Origin of the sequence: Candidatus Manganitrophus morganii, assembly GCA_021651055.1 — a bacterium.
Lineage (GTDB): Bacteria > Nitrospirota > Nitrospiria > SBBL01 > Manganitrophaceae > Manganitrophus > Manganitrophus morganii.
On record JAJHOH010000001.1, the window covers coordinates 2308760 to 2333690 of the forward strand.

General features: G+C 57.6%; 21 protein-coding genes and 1 pseudogene. 15 read left to right on the forward strand and 7 right to left on the reverse strand.

Annotated elements, in window-relative coordinates; genetic code table 11:
* Positions 1-161: 161 nt before the first annotated feature.
* On the forward strand, positions 162-719 hold the full coding sequence (locus MCM46_10555; GenBank protein ID MCG3112248.1) for a Mut7-C RNAse domain-containing protein: 558 nt from the start codon (positions 162-164) through the stop codon (positions 717-719).
* Positions 720-766: 47 nt separating this feature from the next.
* On the opposite strand, the gene MCM46_10560 is transcribed toward MCM46_10555, so the two are convergent.
* Positions 767-1540 (reverse strand): tetratricopeptide repeat protein, encoded by a 774-nt coding sequence (locus tag MCM46_10560; protein ID MCG3112249.1) that lies wholly within the window; start codon positions 1538-1540, stop codon positions 767-769.
* A gap of 301 nt (positions 1541-1841) precedes the next feature.
* Between MCM46_10560 and MCM46_10565 the strand changes: the two genes are divergently transcribed.
* The 8 genes from MCM46_10565 (at position 1842) to MCM46_10600 (ending at position 12715) form a co-directional block, all read left to right on the forward strand.
* Positions 1842-2831, forward strand: a complete 990-nt coding sequence (locus MCM46_10565) for a sigma 54-interacting transcriptional regulator (protein MCG3112250.1) — start codon at positions 1842-1844, stop codon at positions 2829-2831.
* A gap of 383 nt (positions 2832-3214) precedes the next feature.
* Positions 3215-4312 (forward strand): porin, encoded by a 1098-nt coding sequence (locus MCM46_10570; protein MCG3112251.1) that lies wholly within the window; start codon positions 3215-3217, stop codon positions 4310-4312.
* Between the two features lie 28 nt (positions 4313-4340).
* Positions 4341-5909: an ammonium transporter gene (locus MCM46_10575; GenBank protein ID MCG3112252.1), complete on the forward strand. Its 1569-nt coding sequence runs from the start codon at positions 4341-4343 to the stop codon at positions 5907-5909.
* Between the two features lie 12 nt (positions 5910-5921).
* Positions 5922-6260, forward strand: coding sequence for a P-II family nitrogen regulator (locus MCM46_10580; GenBank protein ID MCG3112253.1), 339 nt, complete (start codon positions 5922-5924; stop codon positions 6258-6260).
* Positions 6261-6454: 194 nt separating this feature from the next.
* Positions 6455-8287, forward strand: a complete 1833-nt coding sequence (locus tag MCM46_10585; GenBank protein ID MCG3112254.1) for a hypothetical protein — start codon at positions 6455-6457, stop codon at positions 8285-8287.
* Positions 8288-8356: 69 nt separating this feature from the next.
* The gene (glnD, locus tag MCM46_10590; protein ID MCG3112255.1) at positions 8357-10960 is read left to right on the forward strand and encodes a [protein-PII] uridylyltransferase; all 2604 of its coding nucleotides are present in this window, start codon (positions 8357-8359) and stop codon (positions 10958-10960) included.
* Between the two features lie 24 nt (positions 10961-10984).
* Entirely contained in the window at positions 10985-12328 is a 1344-nt protein-coding gene (locus MCM46_10595; GenBank protein MCG3112256.1) for an ammonium transporter, read from the forward strand.
* Positions 12329-12376: 48 nt separating this feature from the next.
* On the forward strand, positions 12377-12715 hold the full coding sequence (locus MCM46_10600) for a P-II family nitrogen regulator (protein MCG3112257.1): 339 nt from the start codon (positions 12377-12379) through the stop codon (positions 12713-12715).
* Here MCM46_10600 and folB read toward each other — a convergent pair.
* From folB to MCM46_10615, 3 genes are all read right to left on the reverse strand, one after another.
* Positions 12712-13071 carry a dihydroneopterin aldolase gene (folB, locus tag MCM46_10605; GenBank protein ID MCG3112258.1) on the reverse strand — a complete coding sequence of 120 codons (360 nt, stop codon included), beginning with the start codon at positions 13069-13071 and terminating at the stop codon, positions 12712-12714. The genes MCM46_10600 and folB overlap by 4 nt on opposite strands.
* An 18-nt stretch (positions 13072-13089) precedes the next feature.
* Positions 13090-13377, reverse strand: coding sequence for a (2Fe-2S) ferredoxin domain-containing protein (locus MCM46_10610; protein MCG3112259.1), 288 nt, complete (start codon positions 13375-13377; stop codon positions 13090-13092).
* 70 nt (positions 13378-13447) lie between these two features.
* Positions 13448-14377 carry an RNA polymerase factor sigma-32 gene (locus MCM46_10615; protein MCG3112260.1) on the reverse strand — a complete coding sequence of 310 codons (930 nt, stop codon included), beginning with the start codon at positions 14375-14377 and terminating at the stop codon, positions 13448-13450.
* Between the two features lie 207 nt (positions 14378-14584).
* Here MCM46_10615 and MCM46_10620 point away from each other — a divergent pair, with 207 nt between their 5' ends.
* Entirely contained in the window at positions 14585-15031 is a 447-nt protein-coding gene (locus MCM46_10620) for an Hsp20/alpha crystallin family protein (GenBank protein MCG3112261.1), read from the forward strand.
* Positions 15032-15080: 49 nt separating this feature from the next.
* Here MCM46_10620 and MCM46_10625 read toward each other — a convergent pair whose 3' ends face one another.
* Positions 15081-15488: a hypothetical protein gene (locus MCM46_10625; protein MCG3112262.1), complete on the reverse strand. Its 408-nt coding sequence runs from the start codon at positions 15486-15488 to the stop codon at positions 15081-15083.
* Positions 15489-15880: 392 nt separating this feature from the next.
* Between MCM46_10625 and MCM46_10630 the strand changes: the two genes are divergently transcribed.
* Together MCM46_10630 and msrB are read left to right on the forward strand one after the other, a co-directional pair.
* Positions 15881-16315, forward strand: a complete 435-nt coding sequence (locus tag MCM46_10630) for a hypothetical protein (GenBank protein MCG3112263.1) — start codon at positions 15881-15883, stop codon at positions 16313-16315.
* Between the two features lie 462 nt (positions 16316-16777).
* Positions 16778-17263 carry a peptide-methionine (R)-S-oxide reductase MsrB gene (gene msrB, locus MCM46_10635; GenBank protein MCG3112264.1) on the forward strand — a complete coding sequence of 162 codons (486 nt, stop codon included), beginning with the start codon at positions 16778-16780 and terminating at the stop codon, positions 17261-17263.
* 7 nt (positions 17264-17270) lie between these two features.
* On the opposite strand, the gene hrpB is transcribed toward msrB, so the two are convergent.
* Entirely contained in the window at positions 17271-19805 is a 2535-nt protein-coding gene (hrpB, locus tag MCM46_10640) for an ATP-dependent helicase HrpB (GenBank protein MCG3112265.1), read from the reverse strand.
* 316 nt (positions 19806-20121) lie between these two features.
* Between hrpB and MCM46_10645 the strand changes: the two genes are divergently transcribed.
* The 3 genes from MCM46_10645 (at position 20122) to ada (ending at position 22252) form a co-directional block, all read left to right on the forward strand.
* Positions 20122-20328, forward strand: a complete 207-nt coding sequence (locus MCM46_10645) for a cold-shock protein (GenBank protein MCG3112266.1) — start codon at positions 20122-20124, stop codon at positions 20326-20328.
* Positions 20329-20555: 227 nt separating this feature from the next.
* The gene (locus MCM46_10650) at positions 20556-20927 is read left to right on the forward strand and encodes a plastocyanin/azurin family copper-binding protein (protein MCG3112267.1); all 372 of its coding nucleotides are present in this window, start codon (positions 20556-20558) and stop codon (positions 20925-20927) included.
* 227 nt (positions 20928-21154) lie between these two features.
* Positions 21155-22252, forward strand: a complete 1098-nt coding sequence (gene ada / locus MCM46_10655; GenBank protein ID MCG3112268.1) for a bifunctional DNA-binding transcriptional regulator/O6-methylguanine-DNA methyltransferase Ada — start codon at positions 21155-21157, stop codon at positions 22250-22252.
* 65 nt (positions 22253-22317) lie between these two features.
* Here ada and MCM46_10660 read toward each other — a convergent pair.
* Positions 22318-24633 (reverse strand): annotated as a pseudogene (locus MCM46_10660) (RNA-binding transcriptional accessory protein).
* Positions 24634-24931 lie beyond the last annotated feature (298 nt).

Here is a 24931-nt window from a genome sequence, read left to right on the forward strand (position 1 = left end):
ACCCCATTCCGTCGGGAGAAAGAAGAGATGCCGCGCGCCGGGCTTTTTATTTATTTTGACACGAATCGGGGGGAAAAGACGAGAGGGGGGAGAGGAGACCCTGTTGCGTTGGACGAAGCCGTCGCCTGCGGGAGTTGCATCTCAAATGGAAAAGATTAAAAATGGAGCGAGGTTTATCGGGTGTTTTCCCCCACGCCAACGTCCCTTCTTTTTTGGTTATGAGGAATTTGATCGAGACGCGATTTATCATCGATACCAATGTGGGCCATCTGGTTCGAAAGCTCCGGATGCTCGGTTATGACACCCTCTTTATCAATCCGGTGGATGATGCAGCCCTCGTCCAAACGGCCGACCGGGAAGGAAGGGTGGTTATCAGCGGAGATCGAAGGCTGTTCGATCGAAAGCTGATCCGCTCCGGAAGGGTCAAGGGACTTTTGATCGACACCAATCAGGACCATCGCGCCCAGCTCCAACTGATCGTTCGAACCTTCGGTTGGGGAGACGGCGGTTCGTTTATCCGCTGTCTCGAGTGCAACACCCTTTTCCTCTCAAAATCAAAGGAAGCGGCGAGAGAGAGGGTCCCTCCGTACGTTTATGAAACGATCGCGCAGTATGCGTATTGTCCTCATTGCGATCAATTTTTTTGGGAGGGGGAACATGTGAAGCGGATGCGGGCCCTCATTGAGAAGCTGAAAAATGAGTCGGCGCCGCCGGCGTGAGCAGGGAGCCGATCGGTCTCAGTGAAATCGGTTTATAAGCAGAACCGTTATTTTCTCCGGAGCCGATTGTTTTGTTCATGATCACGTGCATCCGGCGGGAGGCGATATCTCTCCTCGATTTCGGTGATGCGCTCGAGACAGTGAAGGGCCAGCTCCCGATCGCCCCGGCGTTCATACACCGCCGCCAAGCCCCGGAGGGCTTCGCTCTCGCCCGCCGGATCTCCTAGCCGGTTAAAGTGGGTCGTCGCGTAGTTAAAGCAGGTTTCCGCGTCCCGATCCTGATCCCGCTGGAGGAAGACCCGGCCCAGCTGTCCCCAGGTCGCCGCCAACCCTTCCTCATGCCCCGCCTTCTTGTGAAAGTCGATCGCTTTTCTGAAAAGAGTGATCGCCTCTTCCAGATGTCCCGTCGCCTCTTCCAATAGGCCCCGGTTGCTGTAGAGCACCCCGGAGGAGAGGTCATCCGAATTTTCTTGGAGGAGATCGGCCGCCTCCAGATAATAGGCCCGCGCCCGTTCGAACTCTCCCCCCTCCCGGCAGAGATTGCCGAGGTTGACGAGGGTCTGTCCGACCGTTTTCGCGTCGGGCTGCTCCCGGTCGAGCGCTAAGATTTCCAGATAGCAGGAGCGGGCCTTCTCCCGGTCTCCGAGGGCTGCGGAGGCATTCCCCAGATTCAGAAGCACCGCGCGGAGTTGATCGGCCTTCCCCCCGGCGCGCGCCTCTTCCAGCGCCTGCCCGAAACAGCGCCGGGCGCTTTCGAATTGCCCGCGATGCAGAAAGATCATCCCTTGCAGGAAGATCCCGGAGTGATTCATGTCCGACATTATCTCTTGACCGGCTCCTTTCCGTCCGCCATTCCAGGCTATACCACTATTCGGACACGGGAGTCAACGCCGAACGGCGTCGTTCTAATACTAATCTGGTATCCAATCGAGATACAGAAAAAAACCGGCTTGACACACTTATTTGATTGAGGTACGATACATCACAACACAAAGATGTGTTCTGACGAGGACGTCCCATCCCAACATCCGTTGGGTGGGACGTTTTGTTTTTAGGGGGAAGACAGCCCGTCCACGTCGGGCACGAATCTCCAAGAGGACGACTGCAGGGAGGAAGAGTTTTATGGCCATAGAGTCTCGGGTTTCGAGCGCGCTGATCGGCCGCAGCCCCGTCATGAAAGATATCTATCGGGAGTTGATTCGCGTCAGCCAGAGCAAAGCCACGGTTCTCCTTCGCGGGGAGAGCGGGACCGGGAAAGAGCTGATCGCGAAGTTGATCCATGAAAATAGCCCCCGCGCCCACAAGCCCTTTATCAAGGTCAATTGCGCCGCCCTTTCGGAGACGCTGCTGGAGAGCGAGCTTTTCGGTCACGAAAAGGGGGCCTTCACCGGCGCGATTCAGATGAGAAAGGGCCGGTTCGAGTTGGCCGACGGGGGGACGATCTTCCTCGATGAAATCGGCGATCTTCCTCTTCCGGTCCAGGTGAAATTGCTGCGGGTCTTGCAGGAGATGGAGTTCGAGCGGGTCGGCGGGGTTGATACCATCTCGGTCGACGTCCGGACCATTGCCGCCACCCATCGTCAGCTTGAAAACGCGATCCTGGAGGGGAGCTTCCGTCAGGACCTCTACTACCGGCTGAATGTCGTGCCGATTCATCTTCCGGCGCTCCGGGAGAGACGGGAAGATATCTCCTTGCTGATCGAGCACTTTCTCGAAAAGTTCAATAACGAAAACAATAAAAAAGTCCACCTCTCCAATGAAGTGATCCAGCTTCTCATCCACTACGATTGGCCGGGAAACGTCCGCGAGTTGGAGAATTGCATCGAGCGGCTGGTGGTTTTGGCGGAAGATGAATCGGTGACATTCAAGACCATCCCCCCGGCGATACAGACTTATTTCAACGACATCAAAACGGTTACCCCTCCCATCGCCTCCGACAAGCGGGGCTCTTTTACTGAAAAAATGCAGGGAATGGAACAAGAGGCCCTTAAAAAAGCACTGGAACGATCGGGATGGGTCCAGGCCAAAGCGGCCCGATTGCTTGGAATGACCCCGCGGCAAGTCGCTTATAAGATCAAGAAGTACAAGCTCTTTCCAGAAAACCCATTTTAGTGGACAGTTTTGTCGTGAATGCGACGTAATTGTAGAGATTCAGACCATATTTGTCGGGTCGGCTGTTCAGGCGCTTTCAGAAAATACAGATCTTTCAGGACTTTTCAAGATATTTAAATTTGGCATACCAGTTGCTCTAGTATCCTGGAGAAACCGACTACATCGATGTAATCGTTTAAAGGCTGGCAAAGGCGCCGCCGGATTGATCCTTCATCCTGCGGCGCCTTTTTTTGAGTTGTTGTAGAGCAGATAAAAATTAGAGATCGACTACGCTGACGTAATCAATGTAGGCAGGCAAGGGCGCCGCCGGATGTTTATCTATCCTGCGGCGCCTTTTTTTTAACTTAACCGATCACATTCATACAGGGGAGGAAAAAGCAGAGATGAAAAAGACATGGGGGTGGGGTTTTGTCGTTCTGTTCTTGATCTTGTCGACCGGAAGGTTGTTTGCGGAGGAACCGGCAGAATCGCCATTTCAGATCAGCGGATTCGTCGATACATATTACAGTTTCAACTTCAACAGACCCGACTCCAATCTCAATACAGTCGGGGCCGGCGCGAGCAACTTCGATTTCTACCACAACGCCTTCAGCGTCAGCCTGGCTGAAATCGTCTTATCGAAGGCTGCCGCCCCGGTCGGTTTTCGGATCGATCTGAATTTTGGAACCACCACCGATTTTATTCACTGCGGCGCCTTCTCCTGCCCGGGCGGCGCGGCTGAAGAGCCGTATAAAAATATTCAGCAGGCCTATGTTACCTGGGCCACGCCGGTCGGCCTGACCCTCGACATGGGTAAATTCGTCACCCATATGGGGCTGGAAGTGATCGAGTCGAAGGACAACTGGAACTACACCCGGGGGATTCTCTTCTGCTGTGCGATCCCCTACTACCATACCGGCCTGCGCGCCAACTATGCCATCTCCGACATGATCTGGGTGAACGGCTACGTCCTGAACGGCTGGAACAACACCGTCGAGAACAACAACGGTAAAACATTCGGAGCCCAAGTCGGAATTATTCCGATCAAACCGCTCACCGTTATTCTGAACTGGATCGGACCGGAAAAATCGGCCGGGGGCGGCTTTGAGGACCGCCAAGTCTACGACGTGATCGCGATCTTTAACGCGACCGACACCTTGTCTTTCGCAGCCAACTACGATTACGGCACACAAGATCCGATCGGCGGGGGAGACAGCATGACCTGGTCGGGGATCGCAGTGTATGCCCGAATGGGGTTCGATCCATATGCGGTCGCCGTTCGACTTGAAAATGGGACCGATGACGACGGCGTCATGTACGGAACCGCCGACAATACGGTCCAATCGGCCACTCTCACCGGAGAGGTCAAAGTAGCCGACAATCTTCTGATCCGGGCCGAATTCCGGCACGATATGGCCGATGAAGATATCTTCGCAGACGAGGGTGGAGTGGTGACCGATAGCCAAAGCCGCGCCGTCCTCGGCGTGGTTTATAGTTTCTAAATTCATCTGTAATAGAAGGAGGAAGACAATGAAGGAATTGTTAAAGAAGATAAGTTGGATGGGAATATTCACTGCGGTGATGCTGTCGCTCTCCCTGCCCGTCTGGGCGGAAGAGGCGGCGGCGCCGGCGGCAGAGGCCCCTGCGATGACGATGGAGAGCACAGAGAGCGCTCCACCGGCCCCGCCCGCCACAGAAGCGGCTCCACCGGCGGTCGAAGGCCCCTCGGAAACCAAGGTGGCGCTCGATACCCTCTGGGTGGTGATTGCCGGGATGCTCGTTTTCTTCATGAACACCGGATTCGCCATGGTGGAATCGGGCTTCTGCAGGAGCAAGAACACCGTCAACATCCTCTCGAAGAACTTCATCGTCTTCGCCATCTCCACGCTGGCCTTTTGGTTCATCGGCTGGGGGTTGATGTTCGGCGACGGGAACGGATTCGTCGGGACGAGCGGTCTCTTCTTCCTCGGCGGAGAGGATAACTCGCCGATGACCGGCGACGGCTACAGCGGCGTCTACGGCGCCATCGCGTGGGCGACGGTCCCCCTGCTCGCCAAGTTCTTCTTCCAGCTTGTCTTTGCCGGAACGGCGGCCACGATTGTCTCGGGGGTGGTGGCCGAGCGGATCAAGTACCTCTCTTTCATTGTCTTCTCCTTCGTTCTGGTCGCCTTCATCTACCCAATCATCGGACACTGGATCTGGGGGGGCGGTTGGCTCGCGGGACTGGGGATGTGGGATTTCGCCGGGTCGACCGTGGTTCATTCGGTCGGCGGATGGGCGGCCCTGGCCGGGGCGCTGGTTCTCGGCGCCCGAATCGGAAAATATAAGGATGGACGGGTGCAGGCGATCCCCGGCCACAACATGGCGCTCGGCACCCTGGGGGCGCTGATCCTCTGGCTCGGCTGGTATGGCTTCAATCCCGGAAGCACGATGGCGGCCGCGCCGGGCGATATCTCCCGAATCATCATCACCACCACGATGGCTGCGGCGGCGGGGCTTCTTTTTTCGACCGGAACCGCTTGGACCCTGCTTGGGAAGCCGGATCTCGGCATGTCGATCAACGGGATGCTCGGCGGTTTGGTCGGGATCACCGCTCCCTGCGCCTTCGTCTCTCCCGGCAGCGCGGTAATCATCGGCGCGATTTCCGGGGTGATCGTCGTTCTGGCGGTCATGATGTTCGATCGGCTTCAGATCGACGATCCGGTGGGGGCTCTTTCGGTCCATCTGGTCTGCGGAATCTTCGGAACAGTGGCGGTCGGCCTCTTCGCGCAAGATGCGATGTTGCCGAACACCACCGGCAACGGCCTCCTCTTCGGCGGCGGGGCGAAGCTTTTGATCAACCAGTTAATCGGGATTGCCGCCGTCGGGGCCTTTACTTTTGTCGTTTCATTGGTCGTCTGGATGGCCGTCAAAGCAATCATGGGCCTCCGCGTGAGTGAAACGGAAGAGTTGGAAGGATTGGATCTCGGCGAGCATGGCAATTCGGCCTATCCGGAATTTTCCGTCAGCATGATCTCCAGCAGCGGTGCAATGAATATCGGCTATGCCTCATCGAAACCAAAAGCGTCTGAGAAACCGGCCGAAAAAGTAATGCGATAGGGAGGAACGCCAATGAAAAAAGTCGAGGCGGTGATCAAGCCGTTTAAGCTGGAAGAGGTCAAAAAAGCCCTCTCGGATATCGGAATCTACGGGATGACGATCACCGAGGTGAAAGGGTTCGGACGCCAAAAAGGACACAAAGAGCAATACCGCGGGGCCGAATATACGATTGAGTTCGTCCCCAAGATCAAGGTGGAGATCGCCCTGTCGGACGAGGACGAGGAGAAGGTGGTCGCCACGATCATGGCGGCCGCCAAGACCGGGAGCATCGGGGATGGAAAAATCTTTATTACATCGCTGAGCGACGCCGTTCGGATCCGAACGGGAGAAAGCGGGGAAGCGGCGCTGTAGATCGGTTTTGGTCTGGTTCGGATGAGCGGCCCGTGTGAGGATGAGAATCTTCATCACGGGCCGCTCCGTGTCGGCTTGCCTCCGGTGCCGCGGCTCGCGATCAGATTATCCGGTTGTTCCGGAGCATTTTCTGCTATATAATGTCCCGAAATCAGCGCCTCTCCGCGATACCGGCGTGGTAAAAGATCGGTTCAATGGACCCTGTGACAGAATCATCGAACGACATCGTTGAGATAGAGTCGAAGTGGTATTTCGGCGTCTGTCTCGTCATTGCCGCCCTGATCGGAATCTTCACCTGGAAGAACCCTCCCAGTCCGAATCTTCTCGGAATAGAGGTGTTGGCGACCATTCTGATCCTTTTCCTCTTCGGGTCGATCCGTTATCGGATCGACAAAAACGCGATCACGTATGGAGCGCTCCCGATCATCTTCGTCACCTTCTTCCCCCTTTGGTGGCCCCAATCCCAACTGCGTGAGGAGATGTCTCGGGAAGGGGGGGCCGCCTTGTGGCGTGCGATTCGGGAAAATCTTCTCTCCATCGACGGCCTTGAGAAGTTGATCCATGGCGATACGATGCTTTTTATCCTGGGGCTGACTTTTTTCGTCAGCGTCATCTCCCAGACCCGCTTGCTGGAAACGGTGAGCATGAATCTCCTCCGGATCTTCGAGGGGCGCGTTTTGGCGACGGTTCTAACCATCGCGGGATTGGTCTCCTTTGCCTCCGGCATCTTGGACGGCGTCTCGATGATCGGCCTGACGATCCGCGTCTTGGTGATTATCCTGGTGATGGCGCGGATTCGGTACGAAGGGATCGAATTTATCATCATGGTCTCGGTGATCCTCACGACTGTCTGCGGAATGTGGCTCGCTTACGGAGAGCCCCCGAACCTGATCATGAAGTCCAATCTCAGCCTCCCCGATACTTTTTTTCTGAAATATGCGTTGCCGATGGCGGTCGTTACCTTCCTCATCGTCTCCCATTTTATTTCCCGCTGGTTGAAGGGGGCGATGATCCCCCTGGATGAGCTCGACGTTCTGGAGAAGAATATCGCCGATGTCCGGTTCCATCAAGCCGCGCGGAAAGGAGAGGTCAAAGAGATCGAGGATATGTTCAAGGAATACGCCGAACGCTTTGGAGATAAAACGGCGGCGGTGGAAGCCCTCTACCATGAGGGACATCATCCGATCTCGGCCATGATCCGGGCCCAGGTCGATGAAGAGACCGTGAATGCGTTCATCCGGGATTTTTTGGGAGAAGCGTTTGTCGCGCCGGTGAAGTCCTATTATCATCATCGGAAACAAAGGGGGAGTCCGGGAGAGCGGGAGTTGGAGCTGCGGGAGGCGGGGGTGATCGAACGCTTGCTGGAGGACACCCGTGTTCAACGGAACGCCGCGCAGAGATGGGGCAAGCTCGCTTTTATTCCGTTCCTCGGCTTATTGTTCTGGCACGCCCGGAATCACGATGTTCCCCTCTTTATCTCGTCGATCGCCGCCTTTTCTTTCGCGCTGTTGGGGATTTTGGCCCACACGAAGATGAGAAAACTTGCAATCCGGGAAGCGACCCACGAATACAAGGAGTACCTTTTTCTCTTTCCTCTTTTTCTTTCGATTACGATGCTCACGGCGGTCGGATTTTTTGATCAGTTGAAGGCGGCGATCGAACGGGGGGTGGACCTTCTCGGCCCCGCCCATGTGGCGGTCATCCAGTTCCTCGGATCGGGGCTTCTCTCGGCGGTGCTGGACAACAACGTCGTCGCCGATTTCGCCTCCCGGGCCATTCAGGGAATGCCGGATATGTTCCTCTTCGCCGCGGCCCAAATCGCCGGATATGCGGCGGGAGGCTCGCTCACCCACATCGGCTCGGCCCAGTCGGTGGTCGCCTTCGCCTACATCCTCCGGTATGTCGATCCCTCCTTCACCCCGTTGGGCTGGATCAAGGCGATGTGGCGGCTGGTCGTCATCATCTCGATTGCCCTGATCGTCGTTCTCTATATCAAAGCGTTTCTTGTCGGTTCTGTTCCGGGATAGGTCCCCTTCTTTTGCGGTGAGGGCCCCCCGCGATGTATGGTAGAATGAACCACCTAAGAATGGAGCAGGATGCACCCTCAGGCCAATATTCTTGCTGATCTTCGCCTCCTCTTTGGGGCCAGGCAGAAGGAGATCCGTGCCTTTCACGATCAGGGCGGAACCGGTCTTCGCGTTGTCGAGGCCCTCTCGGATCTGGCCGACCATCTCCTCCTGCGGGGATTTCAATCGATCAACCCGACGCTGATCCAGGAGTGGGGGGGTGTGATGGTCGCCATCGGCGGGTACGGCCGCCGGGAGCTCTCGCCGGCCTCGGACATCGACCTGATGTTCCTCTTCCCCGAAGGACGCGCGAGGCAGGCCGAAAGACTCGCCTCGGAGCTGCTTCCGTTTTTCTGGGACCTCGGCTACAAAGTCGGCCACAGTGTGCGCAGCGTGGAAGAGTGCATCGCCGCCGCAAAACAGGACACCCTGATCGCCACCTCCCTTCTTGAATCGCGGCTCCTCACAGGCGACCGAGGCCTGTTCCAGCAGTTTCACGAAGCATTCTTCTCCAAGGTGGTCGGAAAAAATCTAAAAGATTTTTTGGTCCATCTCGACAACGGAAGAGCGGCGGGGCGAAAGGAGTTCGGCGCCACCCCCTATCTTCTGGAGCCGAACCTCAAGCAGAGCCCCGGCGGGCTTCGCGACATTCATCACCTTCGCTGGGTCGCGCTGGCCCGCTATCGGACCAATTCTCTCGCGCAGCTTTTTCAGTGGGGGCTTCTCTCCAACGCGGAATATTCAAGCCTGACCACCGCCCTCGATTTTCTCTGGAAAATTCGGAACCAGCTTCACTTCAAGGCGGGAAGGGCCTCCGACCATCTGACGATGGAGCTGCAGGAAGAGCTCGCCCCCTTCTTTCATTTCGAGAACCGGCGCGAGCTGATGCGCCAGTATTACATCCTGACCGGTTGGGTCATTGAGATTTCGGATCGGTTTATCCGAGACGCCTTTCCGGTCAGCCGATGGCAGAAGTGGCAACGCGCATGGCAGACCCGTCAGGCGGCCCCCGGTTTTCAACTCTCCGCCGGGGAGATTGTTCCGCAGACGACCAATCTTCATCAATTCTTCGGGAACGATGAAAATCTCCTTCGGATTTTTCTCCTTGTGAAAGAACATGGCGCCCGCATCCCCGGCCCGGTCCTCGAAGTCCTTCACCAGGTCGCCGATCAGGAGCGGGACCGGCCGATTTCACCGGAGGCGGCCGTCCTCTTTCGGGAAATCCTCTCGAAGCCGGGACGGATCGCCGACACCCTGCGCGTGATGCACCGGACCCATGTCCTCTGGCGGATCATCCCGGAGTTCGCGCGCGTTCATCGGCTGGTTCAGGAGAGCCGGTCCCATTTTTTCACCGTGGACGAGCATAGCTTCCGCGCCGTGGAAGAGGGGGAGCGCTTGGCCGCCGAGGGGGGGGCGATCGGAAAGATCTACGCCGGAATCCAAAGAAAAGATCTCCTCCACCTGGCGCTTCTCCTGCACGATGTCGGGAAAGGACGCGATGAAGACCACAGCGCGGTCGGAGCGATTCTTGCCGAAGCGGCCGGAATTCAGCTGGGATATACCGATGAGGAGCGTGCTCTTTTGGTTTTTCTCGTCCGGCGCCATCTGATTCTCTCCGAGGTGGCGCTCTACCGCGACTTTTCAAACGAGCCGGTCCTCCTTCAATTCGCCAGCGAGGTCGCCCGGCCGGAAACGCTTAAAAAACTGTTCGTCTTAACCTGCGCCGATATCCGCGCGGTCGGCCCCGGCACCTGGACGAGTTGGAAGGGGGAACTTCTGCTCAAACTCTATGGGGAAGCGCTTTCGATCTTGGCGGGGGAAGAGGCCGATCCGGAGGAGCGGAAGGTGGAGATGATCGCCGCGCGCCTTCGCCAGGAAGCGAAAGGGAAGTACCCGGAGGTGTGGCTGGAAGAGACCCTTCAAGGATTGATACCGCGCTACCTCTTGGCCACCCCTTTTGAGAAAATGCTCGCCGATCTGTCGGCCCTCTTCCACCTCTTGATCGATCCGATCCATGTCGCGGCGCGCTACCTCCCCGATTCCGGGATGACCGAATATACCCTCTACACCTATGATCAGATCACACCCGGCCTCTTCTCAAAGATGACCGGCGTGCTCGCCGCCAAGGGGCTTCAGATCATGGGGGCGCAGGTCTTCACCCAATCGAACGGCATGGTCGTCGATACGTTTCGGGTTATCGATCCCGATTACGCCGGACCGGTCCCGCCCGAACGGATCGAGAAGATCTCGCAGGAAGTCCGGAGCGTTTTGATCGGCAAGGAAACGATTGAAGCCCTCTTCACGCGGGGGCAACGGTTTGGGTCTCACAAGGAACTCCCTCCGACGGTCGCCGTCCGGGTGGAGCTCGACAACGACAGCTCCCATCACTTCACGATCATCGATATCTTTGCCCCCGATCGGCGGGGACTCCTTTATGTGATTGCGAAAACGATCTTCGATCTCGGTCTCTCGGTCCACTCGGCCAAAATTGCGACGCGGCTCGACCAGATCGTCGACGTTTTCTACGTGCAAGGTCCCGAGGGGAAGAAGATCACCGATTCGGAAATGATCCGGAAGGTGAAGGAGCGGCTCACAAACGAGATTCAGCAAGGTTCGACCGGCAAAGGAAAGTAGGCTCACAACCATCAGGGGGGAACAATGGCAACGAATCGACGCATGCAGGTCCATCTGAAATGGCTGCTGGTTTTGTTGTTTTTCACGGCATCGATCGGGTTTAATCTTTCAACCGCTTTCGCTCAGGACGCTCCTCCTCCGACGATCGATACCGGCGACACCGCCTGGATGCTCGCTTCCGCGGCGCTGGTTCTTCTGATGACCCCCGGCCTGGCGCTTTTCTACGGCGGGATGGTTCGAACGAAAAATTCGCTCGGCACCATCATGCAAAGCATGATTATGATCGCGTTGATCACCGTCCAGTGGGTCCTTTTCGGATATACCCTCGCCTTCGGTCCGGACCAGGGGGGACTTATCGGAAGCTTGGCCTGGCTGGGATTAAATGGGGTGGGACTCGATCCCAATCCCGACTACGCGGGGACGATTCCTCATCAGGTTTTTATGATTTATCAAGGAATGTTCGCCATCATCACGCCGGCGCTGATTACCGGGGCGTTTGCCGAGCGGATGAAATTCTCCACCTTCTTGGTTTTTTCGCTTCTCTGGGCGACGCTGGTCTACGATCCTTTGGCGCATTGGGTCTGGGGGGTCGGCGGGTGGATGCGCAATCTCGGCGCTCTGGACTTTGCGGGGGGAACGGTGGTGCACATCAGCTCCGGGGTCTCCGCGCTGGCGGCGGCCCTCTATATGGGAAAACGGCACGGCTACGGAAAAGAGCCGATGCCGCCGCACAACCTCCCGATGACGGTGCTGGGGGCGGGGATTCTCTGGTTCGGCTGGTTCGGGTTTAACGGCGGCAGCGCGGTCGCCTCCGGCGCGCTCGCCGGGAGCGCCTTTGTCGTGACCCATATCGCGGCCGCCTCCGCGACCCTCACCTGGATGTTTGTGGAGTGGGCGCACCGAGGAAAGCCGACGGTGCTCGGGGCCGTCAGCGGCGCGGTGGCCGGTCTGGTCGCCATCACGCCGGCCTCCGGATTCGTCGGCCCGATCTCCGCCCTTCTCATCGGGATCGGCGGCGGGGCGGTCTGTTATTTCGGCGCCGTGATTTTGAAGAACAAGCTCGGCTATGACGATTCCCTCGACGCCTTCGGTGTGCACGGCCTGGGCGGAACCTTCGGGGCGTTGGCGACCGGTCTCTTCGCGTCCAAAGCGGTGAACGCAGCGGGGAATGATGGGGCCTTCTTCGGGAATCCGAAACTGCTGGTCATCCAAGCCATCACCGTGGTGGCCACCTGGGTCTTTGCTTTTGTGATGACGATGATTCTGCTGAAAATCCTCGACGCGACGATGGGGCTGCGTGTCTCCAAAGAAAAGGAGATCACCGGACTCGATATGTCGGAGCATGGAGAAACCGGCTACAATCTTTGATTGCTTTCGATTATAATGAACTATCCTTAGCGTAGGGGGAAGGCGACCATGAAGAAGATCGAGGCGATTATCAAACCGTTCAAGCTGGAAGAGGTGAAGAAGGCGCTCAATGACGTGGGGATTGTCGGGATGACGGTGACCGAGGTGAAGGGATATGGAAGGCAGAAGGGACACAAGGAGCTTTATCGCGGCGCGGAATATACGGTGGAGTTCGTCCCAAAGTTAAAGATCGAGATCGCTCTGTCGGATAAAGATGTCGATAAGGCGGTGGCGACGATCCTCGCCTCGGCCAAGACCGGCAGCATCGGCGACGGCAAGATTTTCGTGACCGATCTGGAAGGGGCGATTCGGATCCGGACCGGCGAGAGCGGGGAGGGAGCGCTTTAGTTGCGGCTCCGGACGATTTCGACGACAACCCCTCCCCGGATCTCTTCGCGGGGGGGGAGGCATTTCTTTACGCGGACGGTCACGGAGGCAATCCGCCGATCTTCCAATATCTTGCCGGCAATCCTCTCCGCAAGGGTCTCGATGAGACGAACGTGGCTCTCCCGTCCGATCTTCGCAATCTCGCCGCAAAGCTGATCGTAGTCGATTGTCTCCTTGAGCTGATCCGTTCGCGCCGCGCCTGCGACATCACATTTCATCTCCACGTCCACCGAAAGCCGCTGGCCGATGGTCCGCTCCTCTTTCGTGACGCCGCAATGGCCGTGGAATTCAATCTGATAGATCGCCAGCGTGTCCATATTGCTCCGAGCGAAGGTTTAATCGACGGGGATTTGAACGAGACGGGAGAGGACTTTCCCTTCGATCAGGTGCTCTTTGACCAGTGGGCCGACCTCTTTTTCTTCCACGTGGCCGTACCAGGTGCCTTCCGGATAGATCACCATGTTGGGGCCGTTTCCGCACTGCCCCAAACAGCGGCAAAGGGTGACCCGGATGTTCTTTCGAAGGTGGTGCTCTTCTAGTTTTTGCTGTAGGATCTGCAATGTTTCTTCCGCCCCCTGCTGGCTGCAGGTCGGGCCGGTGCAGACAAAAAGATGATGAAACACATCCGCTCCTTAAGGTTGGCGGTTTATACCATACCGACCGGAAAATGTAAACGGCCGGGGGGCCGCGTTTTTACAGCGGCCCGATGTCTTTGAAGTCCTTGATCTCCTGCTTCATGAACTTTTTCAAATTTTTGATGAGATTCTCTTCAAGCTGACGGACCCGCTCTTTGGAGATCTTGTACTTCTTGCCGAAGACCTCCAGCGTTTTCGGATTCTCGGAGAGAATCCGTTCGTTGAGGATTTCTAACTCCCGCGGCTTCAGCGTTTTTGAAAATTCCTTCAGCTTTTCCTGAAAGAGCTCCTGAAGCTCATCTTTGGCCAAACGGTCATCGACCGCTTCCTGATCCGAAGGAAGGAGATTGGCCAGCGTTTCATCCGATTCGGGGCCGGCCGGCGCATCGAGAGAGGACTCCCACCCCCCGAGCCGTTGCTGCATCTCCACCACCTCTTGCTCCTTCACGTCGAGACGTTCGGCAAGGAGTTTCGGTCCCGCCTCATACCCCATCTTCTCCAGACGCTCCCGTTCCTTTGAGAGCCGGAAAAAGAGTTTTCGCTGCGCCTCGGTCGTGCCGATTTTCACCAGCCGCCAGTTGTGGAGGATATATTTGAGGATATAAGCGCGGATCCACCAGGAGGCGTATGTCGACACCCGAATATCCTTGTACGGGTCGAACTTCTTGATCGCCTGCATCAACCCGACGTTTCCTTCCTGAATCAAATCCATCAGGTTGAAAGGAAGATTTTTATACTCCATCGCAATGGAGGCGGCCAATCGGAGATGGGAGAGAATCAATTCCGTGACCGCCTGGAGATCTCCCCCCTCTTTGAATTTGACGGCGAGCCGCTTTTCCTCCTCTCGGCTGAGAAAAGGATACTGCCGGATCTCCGCCAAATATCGCTGCAGGGGATCAGAAACGGCGAGCCCCTGTTCATCGGGCTCCACCGGCTCGATATCGGCCTCCGGCGTCGCTTCTATGTTTTCGATTTCAAATTCTTCCATGGTCTTTCCATTCTGAATCTATCAGGGAAAAAAGTATAACAAAAAAAGGGGGGATAAAAAAGTGGCTCCCGGCCCTTGACCGCTCCCAAAGAAGAATTATCTTACCGGTGTGGCTCATGGAAAGGGGCCTTGACTTTCATCCGATACGGATTATCTAAAAAATAAATCACATCCGCCGCCTGGCGGTCTTTTGAATAGGAGGAAAATATGGCGATCGTAAAATGGGAACCCCTCAAAGACTTTGTGACCTTGCAGGATCGAATGAATCAATTCCTATCGGACACCTTGAATAACTATGAGACGGAAAACGGCCGACTGGTTCAAGATTGGGTGCCGGCGGTCGATGTTTATGAAGACGCCGAGGCGATCCAGCTAAAGGCGGAGCTGCCCGGCATGGAGATGAAAGAGATCGAGGTCAGAATCGAGAACAATGCCCTGGAAATTCGGGGGGAGAAAAAGATCGAGCAAACGGAGAAGAAAGAGAACTACCACCGGATCGAACGGGTGTTCGGGCGCTTCTCCCGCTCGTTCCGGCTTCCGAACACGGTGGCGCAGGATAAAATCAAAGCGAAATATGACCGGGGCGTTTTGACGATCACCCTGCCGAAACGGGAAGAGACCAAACCGAGAAGCATTACGGTCCAGGTTGAGTAATCAAATATCCAATCCCCCAGCCGGAACAAGCTGGGGGATTTTTTTTGTCTTAATTTCGGAACGCCTTTCTTCGTGCGTAGAGATAAATCATAAAACCGACGAGGACGATCATAAAGACCGTCCTGATCCGGTGGGGGGGCGGGAGGACCAGGCGGCTGACCGTCGCGCTGGCCAGGCCGTAAAGCGAATAAAACATGAAAAGAGGATAAGCCCACCGGCGGCCCAGAATGGCGCCATATCCGGAGGCGAAATGGAGGACCGGGGAGAGAAATTTGAAAAACCATCCGACTCCCCCGGTCAGCTTCATTCCGAAGACAGGAAGCCCATAGGTCGGATTCGCAAGAATGATGTAGGTATCCATGATTCCGGAGAGGATCATCAAGACGCCGAAAAAAATAAGATCGGCCGGGACGGATTGACGAACCGGGACGGTCTCCTGAGAGATCGAAGTAGCCATGATGTCTCCTCCCATAAATGTGGTAGACCAAACATCCTGATCGGATCTGGCAAGATTTTAACAAATCGCCCACGTCAAGGGCCACACATATTTTATTTGTAAAGAGGTTCGCTACAAACGCTTTGCGACGGCGGGGGATGACAGATGGATCGAGGGTGTATATACTGTATCAATCTTAAAAATAAAAAATGATCCCCATTTCTATTTAGGATATGTTATCTTTACAAAACATTGAAGCTCCCCGCAGCAAGCTGTGGGGAATGCGACGCGCCTGCGTGTTCAATGACAGATCGGCATCCAGCCCGCATCGATCGGCCGCTCACCGCCGATGGACGACTTCAAGAGGAAGGGATTCCTTCTTAATTATAGGTCCTAACGAGAGGAGGCAAGGAATGGCAAAAGAGAAGGCCGCGGAAAAGGCGAAATCTTGGCAGGACCGAGAATTACCGAGGACCTTTGAAGAGAAAGCGTATCGACTCCAGCAAGCGTTTATCAATTGGGTCGATGAGAATCCGGACCGGCTCCGGTTCCGGGAAGACGGGGATTGGATCACCACCCGGATGGTGGAGCTCCTTCTTCTGGAAAAAGCGGCCGAATGCAGCAGCCGCAGACGGGTCGATTCGATGCGGCTGGTTGCGACCGATATGATGGTGAAAGTGGTCGACGACCCGACGACGTTGAAAGAGATCGAAGCGAAAATCGACGAGCTCTTCAAAGCGCTGGAGGCCTACGATGAAATGGGCTTAAATGATCCGCGCTATCAGGCCAAGATTCAGGCGTTGTCCGATCGGCTGACCGGAAAGAACAACAAGCAAAAAGAAGAGTAACCACGGCTCAACAACGCTTTTGAATCAAAGGGATCCTAATTTCATCCCATAGAATATAGACATGATTCGTGCCGGCAACCGGAGCGAACCGGTTTTCCTTAAGGCTGCGGAATCGCGGTTGATCTCAACCCGAACCGATTAAAAAAGAGATGCGCTTTTCCTCCGAGTTTTACACCCATCCTTCGCTGTTAAAACCGACGCTGTCTATTTGAGATCTTTCCTTTCTTCCGTTTTTTCCGATGCCTTTGTAAGGAATGTCGTGCGCGTGCGACAAATGGATGGAACGGCAAATAGGGTATATGGTTTTAGCAGAACAGAATTTAATACAAACGCAGAAATATTTTGTAACTGTTTATGTAGGGGCGTGATTCATCACGCCCAGCCAGAGGGCGCAATAAATTGCGCCCCTACAAAAGATAAGCACCATTTATTGCGTCTGTATGAGTATACGAAGGAGAACCGATGAATCGGAGAAACGTATTAAAAGCCGGGACGGTCGGCATCCTCGCCTATTTTCTTGATCTTTGGCCGGCCGGGGCGGAGGAGCCGGAAGGGGGCTTCGAGATTACGAAAACCGATGAGGAGTGGCGGGCCATTCTCACGGCGGAGCAGTATGGCGTTTTACGAAAAGAGAAAACGGAGCCTCCTTTTAAGAACGCCTACCATGACCACAAGGCCCCCGGTATTTACCACTGCGCGGGGTGCGACCTTCCCCTCTTTTCATCGAAGACCAAATATGACAGCAAAACCGGCTGGCCGAGCTTCTGGGAGCCGATCGAACCGACGGCGGTCGGAACCAGGACCGATTGGAAGCTTTTCTTCTCTCGGACGGAGGTCCACTGCCGGCGGTGCGGCGGCCATCTGGGACATGTTTTCGATGACGGTCCGCCGCCGACCGGGTTGCGGTATTGCATCAACTCAGCGGCGTTGATGTTCGTATCGGCCTAAAGCAACCTTAAGACGGCCGCCGCTTCGTGCGCGCCGTCGGCGGCGCATTCCATGGATCATCGGGCCAGGGATGTTTCGGATAACGTCCCTTCAGCTCCTTCTTCACCTCGGCATAGGTCCGCTCCCAAAAGCCGCGCAGGTCCTGCGTCACCTGAATCGGACGCCGGGCGGGGGAGAGAAGATGGAGCGTCACCGGGACCCTTCCCCACCCCACCCGAGGCGTTTCGGCCAGGCCGAACATCTCTTGCAGCTTCACCGCCAATACCGGAGAGTCGCCGGGCCGGTATTCCAGCCGAAGTTGGGAACCGCTCGGAACAGTCAGATGGGTCGGGGCTCCCTCTTCCAGCCGCCGGCTTTGATTCCAGTCGAGCCGGGCCTTCAGCGCCGCGAGCAGGTCGAGTCGCTTCAGATGCTCCCGGCGGGTGATGCCGGTTAAAAAAGGCCCGAGCCATTCTTCGAGACGCTCTTGCAGCGCGGCATCGGAGGGATCGGGCCACCCTTCCTCCGGAAACCAATGGCGCAGAGAGAGCACCCGCGCTTGCCAGTCGCGGGCTTCGGGGGACCAGGGAAGCGCCGCGATGCCGAGCTGGCGAATCCCCTCCAGCATCGACGCGAGACATTTCTCCGGATCGGGACTCGAAAGGGGGGCGCTGTCGATGAGCAGCTCCCCGAGGCGCTCTTCACCCAGCGCAATCACCCGCTGCTGCCGAGCGTCCCAGCGAATGACCGCTTCGGTCCGGATCTCGGGGGCAAGCTCCCGGCGCAGCGTATCGACATCGACGGCGGCGGCCAAATAGATGGCTCCCTCTACCTCGCCCGCGTCGACGCTTGCGACGACAAGATAGGGGAGGCGCATCCGCTGTTCATGCTCCGGCAGGCGCGCCCCCCGGCCCGAAGCGAGGAGGTAGCGAATCTCGCCCGGCGCGCGTTGCTGCGCGATCCGGTCGGGATAGGCAAACGCGAGGAGAAGACCGGTTTTTTCCAGATCCTTTCCGCTTTCCGGTTCATCGCTTCGCAACAGCCGTTGATACTGGCGGGCTGCCTGGTCGACACGCAGACAGGCGGCCGGGTCCACCCCCGAGGGTTGCGCTCGTCCTTTCCCCTCCTTCCGGAAGGCGCGGAGCGCTTCCATCCGTTCGACAAGGCTGGTGGAGCGCCGGCGCTCCCCGATGAAAATATCTCTTTCCGAAAGCAGTGCCGCGATGTCGCAAGCCAGAGGCCCGAGACCCCGCGCCTCGGCCCGATCCAACATATGGGCCAGACGCGGATGCATGGGGAAGGGGGCCATCGCCCGGCCCGAAGGGGTGATCGAACCATCCTCTTCGACTGCACCGAGCTGGACGAGCAATTGACGCGCCTGGGCCAGTGCCGAAGGGGGAGGCGGGTCGAGCCAAGCGAGCGTCCCCGCGTCGCGCACCCCCCATTGCGCCAGCTCCAGCGCCAGCGGCGCCAGGTCGGCGGCGCGGATTTCCGGGATCGGCTGGGGCATCAGCCCGCGCTGTGTCGCCTCGCTCCAGAGCCGGTAGCAGACGCCGGGACCGAGCCGCCCGGCGCGGCCGGTGCGCTGTTCGGCCGAGGCGCGGGAGATCCGCTTGGTGGTCAGCCGGGTGAGGCCGCTGCGGGGATCGAACTCGGGAACCCGCGCAAACCCCGCATCAATGACGACGCCGATCCCTTCAATCGTCAAGCTGGTCTCCGCGATCGGCGTCGCCAGCACCACCTTCCGCCGTCCGTCCCCGGATGGTTTGATCGCCCGGTCTTGCGCTTCCCAGGGGAGATCGCCGTAAAGCGGATAGACGTCAACCCGACTTTGCGGACCTTGCGTCGAGAGGTTTCCCAACAGCGCCTGCGTCCGGCGTATTTCCCAGGCGCCGGGAAGGAAAACAAGAAGATCCCCCCTGTCGTGTTCGAGCGCCTGCACGATCGCCTGACGGACCGCCTGCGGCAGCCGGTTTCCCGGTTCCGGATCGCGCGCGGCGTAGCGCACCTCCACCGGAAAGCTCCGTCCTTGACTCGTCACCAGCGGCGCATTTCCGAGGAGCGCCGACACGGCCGCCCCCTTCAGCGTGGCCGACATCACCAGGAGCTTGAGGTCCTCTCGCAAAACCCGCCGGCTGTCGAGGCAGAGGGCCAGCGCCAGGTCGGCATGCAGATGTCGCTCGTGGAATTCATCGAAAATCACCAGCCCCACCCCCTCCAGCGCGGGATCGGATTGCAAGCGCCGGGTGAGGATTCCTTCGGTCAGCACCTCGATCCGGGTCTTTTTTGAGACCTTGGTCTCGAAGCGGATCCGATAGCCGACGGTCTCCCCCACCGACTCGCCGAGGAGAAACGCCATTCGCGCCGCCGCGGCGCGCGCCGCCAGCCGGCGGGGCTCCAAAATCAAAATCGACCGATGTTTCAGCCAGGGTTCGTCTCGCAGGGCCAATGGAACCTGGGTGGTTTTGCCGGCGCCGGGCGGCGCCTGAAGCACGGCGGAGGGGTGCGCCGCAAGCGCCTGCCGCAGCGAGGGGAGGACTTCATCTATTGGTAGTGGGGACATTGACGTTCCGAGTCAACAGGTTGGCGAGGGGCGAATCTTACCGAAAACCAAGCGCAATCGTTTGCGATTATACACCTCCTCTATAAAATAGGGGAGAATGAGACAGCCACATTGAACAAAATAGGCGTTAATTTTTCATTGACCTTTTCCAAATAGTCATGGTAAAAAGGACGGGAGTCCATTGTAAAAGTTGAGTGGAAGAACTGATCGGCTGCAGCTATTACAACTCGCTGTAGCCTTTTTTTTATTTTCTCGACTTAGGGGACAGTGGACATTCCGTCAGCGAATCGCTGATAAAAAAGAGGAGAAACACTCAATGATCAAAGGAACCGTCAAGTGGTTTAACGGCAGCAAAGGGTATGGATTCATCACGCGTGAAGATGGAGGAGCGGATGTGTTTGTCCACTTTTCTGCCATTGCCGGTGAGGGATACAAATCTCTCGAAGAGGGAAATGCGGTCGAGTTCGAAGTTACCCAAGGCCAGAAGGGTCCGCAAGCGACGAACGTCCGATTGATCTCCTAACAAAAATTTTTTAATCCAAAAGCCCCGTCGGAATATTTTCCGGCGGGGCTTTTTTATTCGCTCACATTTCCTAGGGTCCTTTTGCTTGGTGTTCATCGGGAGAATTTCTCATGGCAAAGGGTCTCCTTCCCGTTCCCGCAATATTGCTTTATTCGCCCCTGCCGGTTAAAATTAATCTAATCGGGGTTTATCGGCAGAGATGCCCGCGCAATCAGTGAGGATCGGAAATGATGGAAAAGGTTTTTTTATCTCGATTCAGTTTTCTTTTATTCATGATCCTCATCGGCCTGGGAAATGGACAGGGGGCCGATGCGGCGGAATTCAAGATCCCGGATGGAAAAACCGAGTTTTCGCCGAAGGCCCAACAGATCAAGACCGGAGCGCAGGTCACCTGGATCAATGAAGATAAGCGGACCCACTTTCTCACCGCGGCCGATCCGAATCGCAAAGAGCCTGCCAAAGTCGTCGATGATCTTTTGATCCACCACCTTCTCCCCCCCGGAGAGACGTTTCAAATGAAGTTCGACAAACCGAACATCTACGAATTCTTTTGCGCCATCCACATGGAAATGCGTGGAACGATCACGGTCGCTCCTTAAGAACGGCATTCCTTCCGAAGCTTCGTAAAAACCCTCCTAAATAGAAACAGTCCGGAATGAGCACTGTTCGTGGTTTAGTTGTGCACAGCCGGAACTTGAATTTTTTAATGAAATTAGGTCAAATATTGAATGGATTTGAAAGCAACAAACGGAGTGCCGGCGGGTGCTTTTTCGTCTAGGCTGGTTTCAACGGGCCATTCCGCTCGTAGAAATCTGAAGAGGAGACGATGATGGACGTTCCATTGACAAAAAATGAGAGGGCTCCGCAGACTTTTCGAAGCGACGACGATTGTTGGGCCGCCGTGCTGCGCCGAGACCGGAACGCAGACGGCGTGTTCTATTTTTCCGTGCGGACAACCGGGGTTTATTGCCGGCCCTCCTGCCCGGCGCGATCGGCGCGACGGGAGAATGTCCGGTTCCATTCGACGCGCGAAGCGGCGGTCCGGTCCGGATTCCGTCCGTGCAAGCGGTGCCGGCCCGACGCGCCTCCGCTCGCCGAACAACACGCCGCGGCGGTGGCGAAAGCATGCCGACTCATCGAAGCCGCCGAAGTGCTGCCGAACCTCGATCTGCTCGCGGAAGCGGCCGGGATGAGCCGGTTTCATTTCCATCGTGTCTTCAAGACAATCACCGGCGTGACCCCCAGAGCCTACGCGGCGGCCTACCGCGCAGAGCGGGTGCGTGGAGAATTGTCCCGAAGTGAAACCATTACAGAGGCGATCTTTGAAGCGGGGTTTCATTCCAGCGGGCGGTTTTATGAGATCTCTTCGGAAGTGCTCGGGATGACCCCCTCCGACTTTCGCGCCGGCGGCCGGGGCGCCTCGATCCGTTTCGCTGTCGGGGAATGTTCGTTGGGCGCTATTTTAGTGGCGGCCACGGAGAAGGGGATCTGCGCCATTCTGCTCGGGGACGACCCCGAGCTGCTGCTGCGCGATCTTCAGGACCGCTTTTCCAAGGCGGAATTGATCGGAGGCGATGTCGATTTTGAACAATGGGTGGCGAAGGTGATCGCGTTCGTCGAAGCGCCGGCGATCGGTCTCGATCTGCCGCTTCACGTCCGGGGCACCGCTTTCCAGCGGCGGGTGTGGCAGGCATTGCGCGAGATCCCCGCCGGCGCGACGGTGAGTTATACCGAAATCGCAGAACGGATCGGCTCCCCGAAAGCGGTGCGTGCGGTGGCGCAGGCCTGCTCCGCCAACCTGATTGCCGTTGCGATCCCTTGCCATCGGGTGGTCCGCAATGACGGCGCCCTCTCCGGATACCGATGGGGGGTGGAGCGCAAACGGGCGCTGCTCTCCCGGGAGCGCCATCCTGATCAAAGTTGATCGCCCTCTCGGTTCCAACATGTCTGAGCCGGTCCTCTTGGATTGGATCACACGGCTCGAACAGGTTACGGCTTCCGCTCCTTGAACCGTGCAAACGCATCCGCCATCGTCGTCATGGGGGCGGGAGCGGAAGGTTGTTTCTTCCCGGAGGGCGGTTTTGGGGCAGGTGGTTTCCCCCCGGCGCTCCGGCCGCTTTTTTCTTTTCCGGTCGGCGGCACCGCTCCCTCGCTCAAGCGCATGGTGAGGGAAACCCGCTTTCGCTCCAAATCGACCTGCATCACCTTCACCTTTACGACGTCGCCCGCCTTCACTACCTCGCGCGGATCTTTGATGAAGCGCTCCGACATCGCCGAAATGTGCACCAGGCCGTCTTGATGAACGCCGATATCGACAAAAGCGCCGAAGTTGGTGACGTTGGTGACGACCCCCTCCAGCACGCTGCCGGGAACCAGGTCGGCCAGGGTTTCGACCCCTTCCCGGAAGACGGCGGTTTTGAACTCCGGCCGGGGATCGCGCCCCGGCTTTTCGAGCTCCCGGAGAATGTCGCGCACGGTCATCTCGCCGAATTTTTCATCGATGAAGTCCTGTACCGACACCGACGATAAGAACGGCTTGTTGCCGATGACCTCGCGCAGCGCGCGGCCGGTAGCGCTGAGAATCCGCTCCACCACCGGATAGGCCTCGGGGTGGACGGCGGAGCCGTCGAGCGGATTCTCGCCGTTCATGATCCGCAAAAAGCCGGCGCTCTGCTCGAAGGCCTTCGGCCCCAGACGCGCGACCTCCAGGAGCTGCCGCCGTCCGCGGAAGGCCCCCTTCTCTTCGCGGTAGGCGACGATGTTGGCGGCGGTCGTTTCGGTCAAGCCGGCGACCCGCGCCATCAACGGCGCGGAGGCGGTGTTGACATCGACCCCCACGGTATTCACGCAGTCCTCCACCACCGCTCCCAGCTTGCGCGTCAGGCGTGTCTGGTTGACGTCGTGCTGGTATTGGCCGACGCCGATCGCCTTCGGCTCGATCTTCACCAGTTCGGCCAGCGGGTCTTGCAGGCGCCGCGCGATCGAGACCGCCCCCCGGTAAGAGACATCGAGATCGGGAAACTCCTTGGCCGCGATCGCCGAGGCGGAGTAGACCGACGCCCCGGCCTCGCTCACCACCAGGCAGGTCAGCTTCAATTCGGGGTGACGCTTGATCAGCTCCTTCGCCAGCTTGTCGGTCTCGCGCGAGGCGGTGCCGTTTCCGATGCTGATCAGCTCCACCTGATGATTGCGCGCCAGCGCCGCCAGCGCGGCGAGCGACTCCTCCCACTGATTTTTAGGGGGATGCGGAAAGATCGCCGTATGATCGAGCACCTTTCCGGTGGCGCCGACCACCGCGACCTTCACCCCGGTCCGCAGACCGGGATCGAGCCCCATCGTCGGGCGGGATCCGGCGGGGGCGGCAAGGAGCAGATCGCGCAGATTCTCTCCGAAGACCCGGATCGCTTCTTCCTCGGCCATCTCCCGCAGCCGCAGGAACGATTCGGTATCGAGCTGCGATTTGATCTTGATGCGCCAGGCCCAACGGACGGCGTCGGCGAGCCACCGGTCGGCCGGTCGGCCTTCGTCGCGGATGGAAAACCGCCGGGCGATCATCGCATCACAAACACCGAACGCGTTCGTCGATTCCAGATCATCCTGCCCCGGCAGCTGAATCACCAGGCGCAGCATCCCCTCGGCCCGGCCGCGGAAGAGGGCCAGCGCGCGGTGCGAGGGAATCTGCTTGAGCGGCTCGGAGAACTCGAAGTAGTCGGAGAACTTGGCCCCTTCCTGTTCCTTTCCGGGGACGACCGTCGAGAGGAGGCGCCCCTTTTCCCAGATCAGGTCGCGGAGCGCTCCGACCAGATCGGCCTCTTCCGCCGCTTTTTCCATGAAGATCTGCCGGGCGCCGTCCAGCACCGCCGCTGCGTCGGCGAAGCCTTTTTCCGGGTTGAGCGATCCGGCCGCCACGCTCTCCGGGATTTGATTCGGATCTTCCAACAATGCGTTCAGCACCGGCTCCAGCCCCGCCTCCCGCGCGATCTGCGCCTTGGTGCGGCGCTTCGGTTGATAGGGAGCATAGAGATCTTCCAGCCGGGTCTTCGTTTCCGCGGCGAGGATCGCCGTCTTCAGCTCGGGTGTCAGCTTTCCCTGCTCTTCGATGCTTTTTAAGATGGTCGCGCGGCGCTCTTCCATCTCGCGCAGGTAGATCAGCCGCTCTTCGAGGGTGCGAAGCTGGGTGTCGTCCAACCCTCCCGTGACCTCTTTGCGGTAACGGGCGATAAAGGGGACGGTCGCCCCCTCGTCCAGCAAGCGGACGGCCGCCTCCACCTGGGCGGTGCGGGCGTTTAATTCTTCGGCGATCCGTTGCGAAATGTCCATGCGGTGAACCATCCTTCGATAAAGTGAAATAGAGTTACTCTTATATACTAGAAACGCCGATGAAGCAATTGGAAATCGGGGAGAAGAAAGAGAGATTTTATGGAATTAAAAAGAAAGACGCATGATCGGCCGATCGAAAGGCTTGAACAGTATGGAGGAGAACGAAAGGCAGGAAGGGGAAGAAATAAGACCGGCCCCAGGGTCCATACCATGTAACCGACTGGAGCCGATCCGAATCACGGTCTGAGGAGACCGCACGTCATTCTAAACAACACGATCCTCT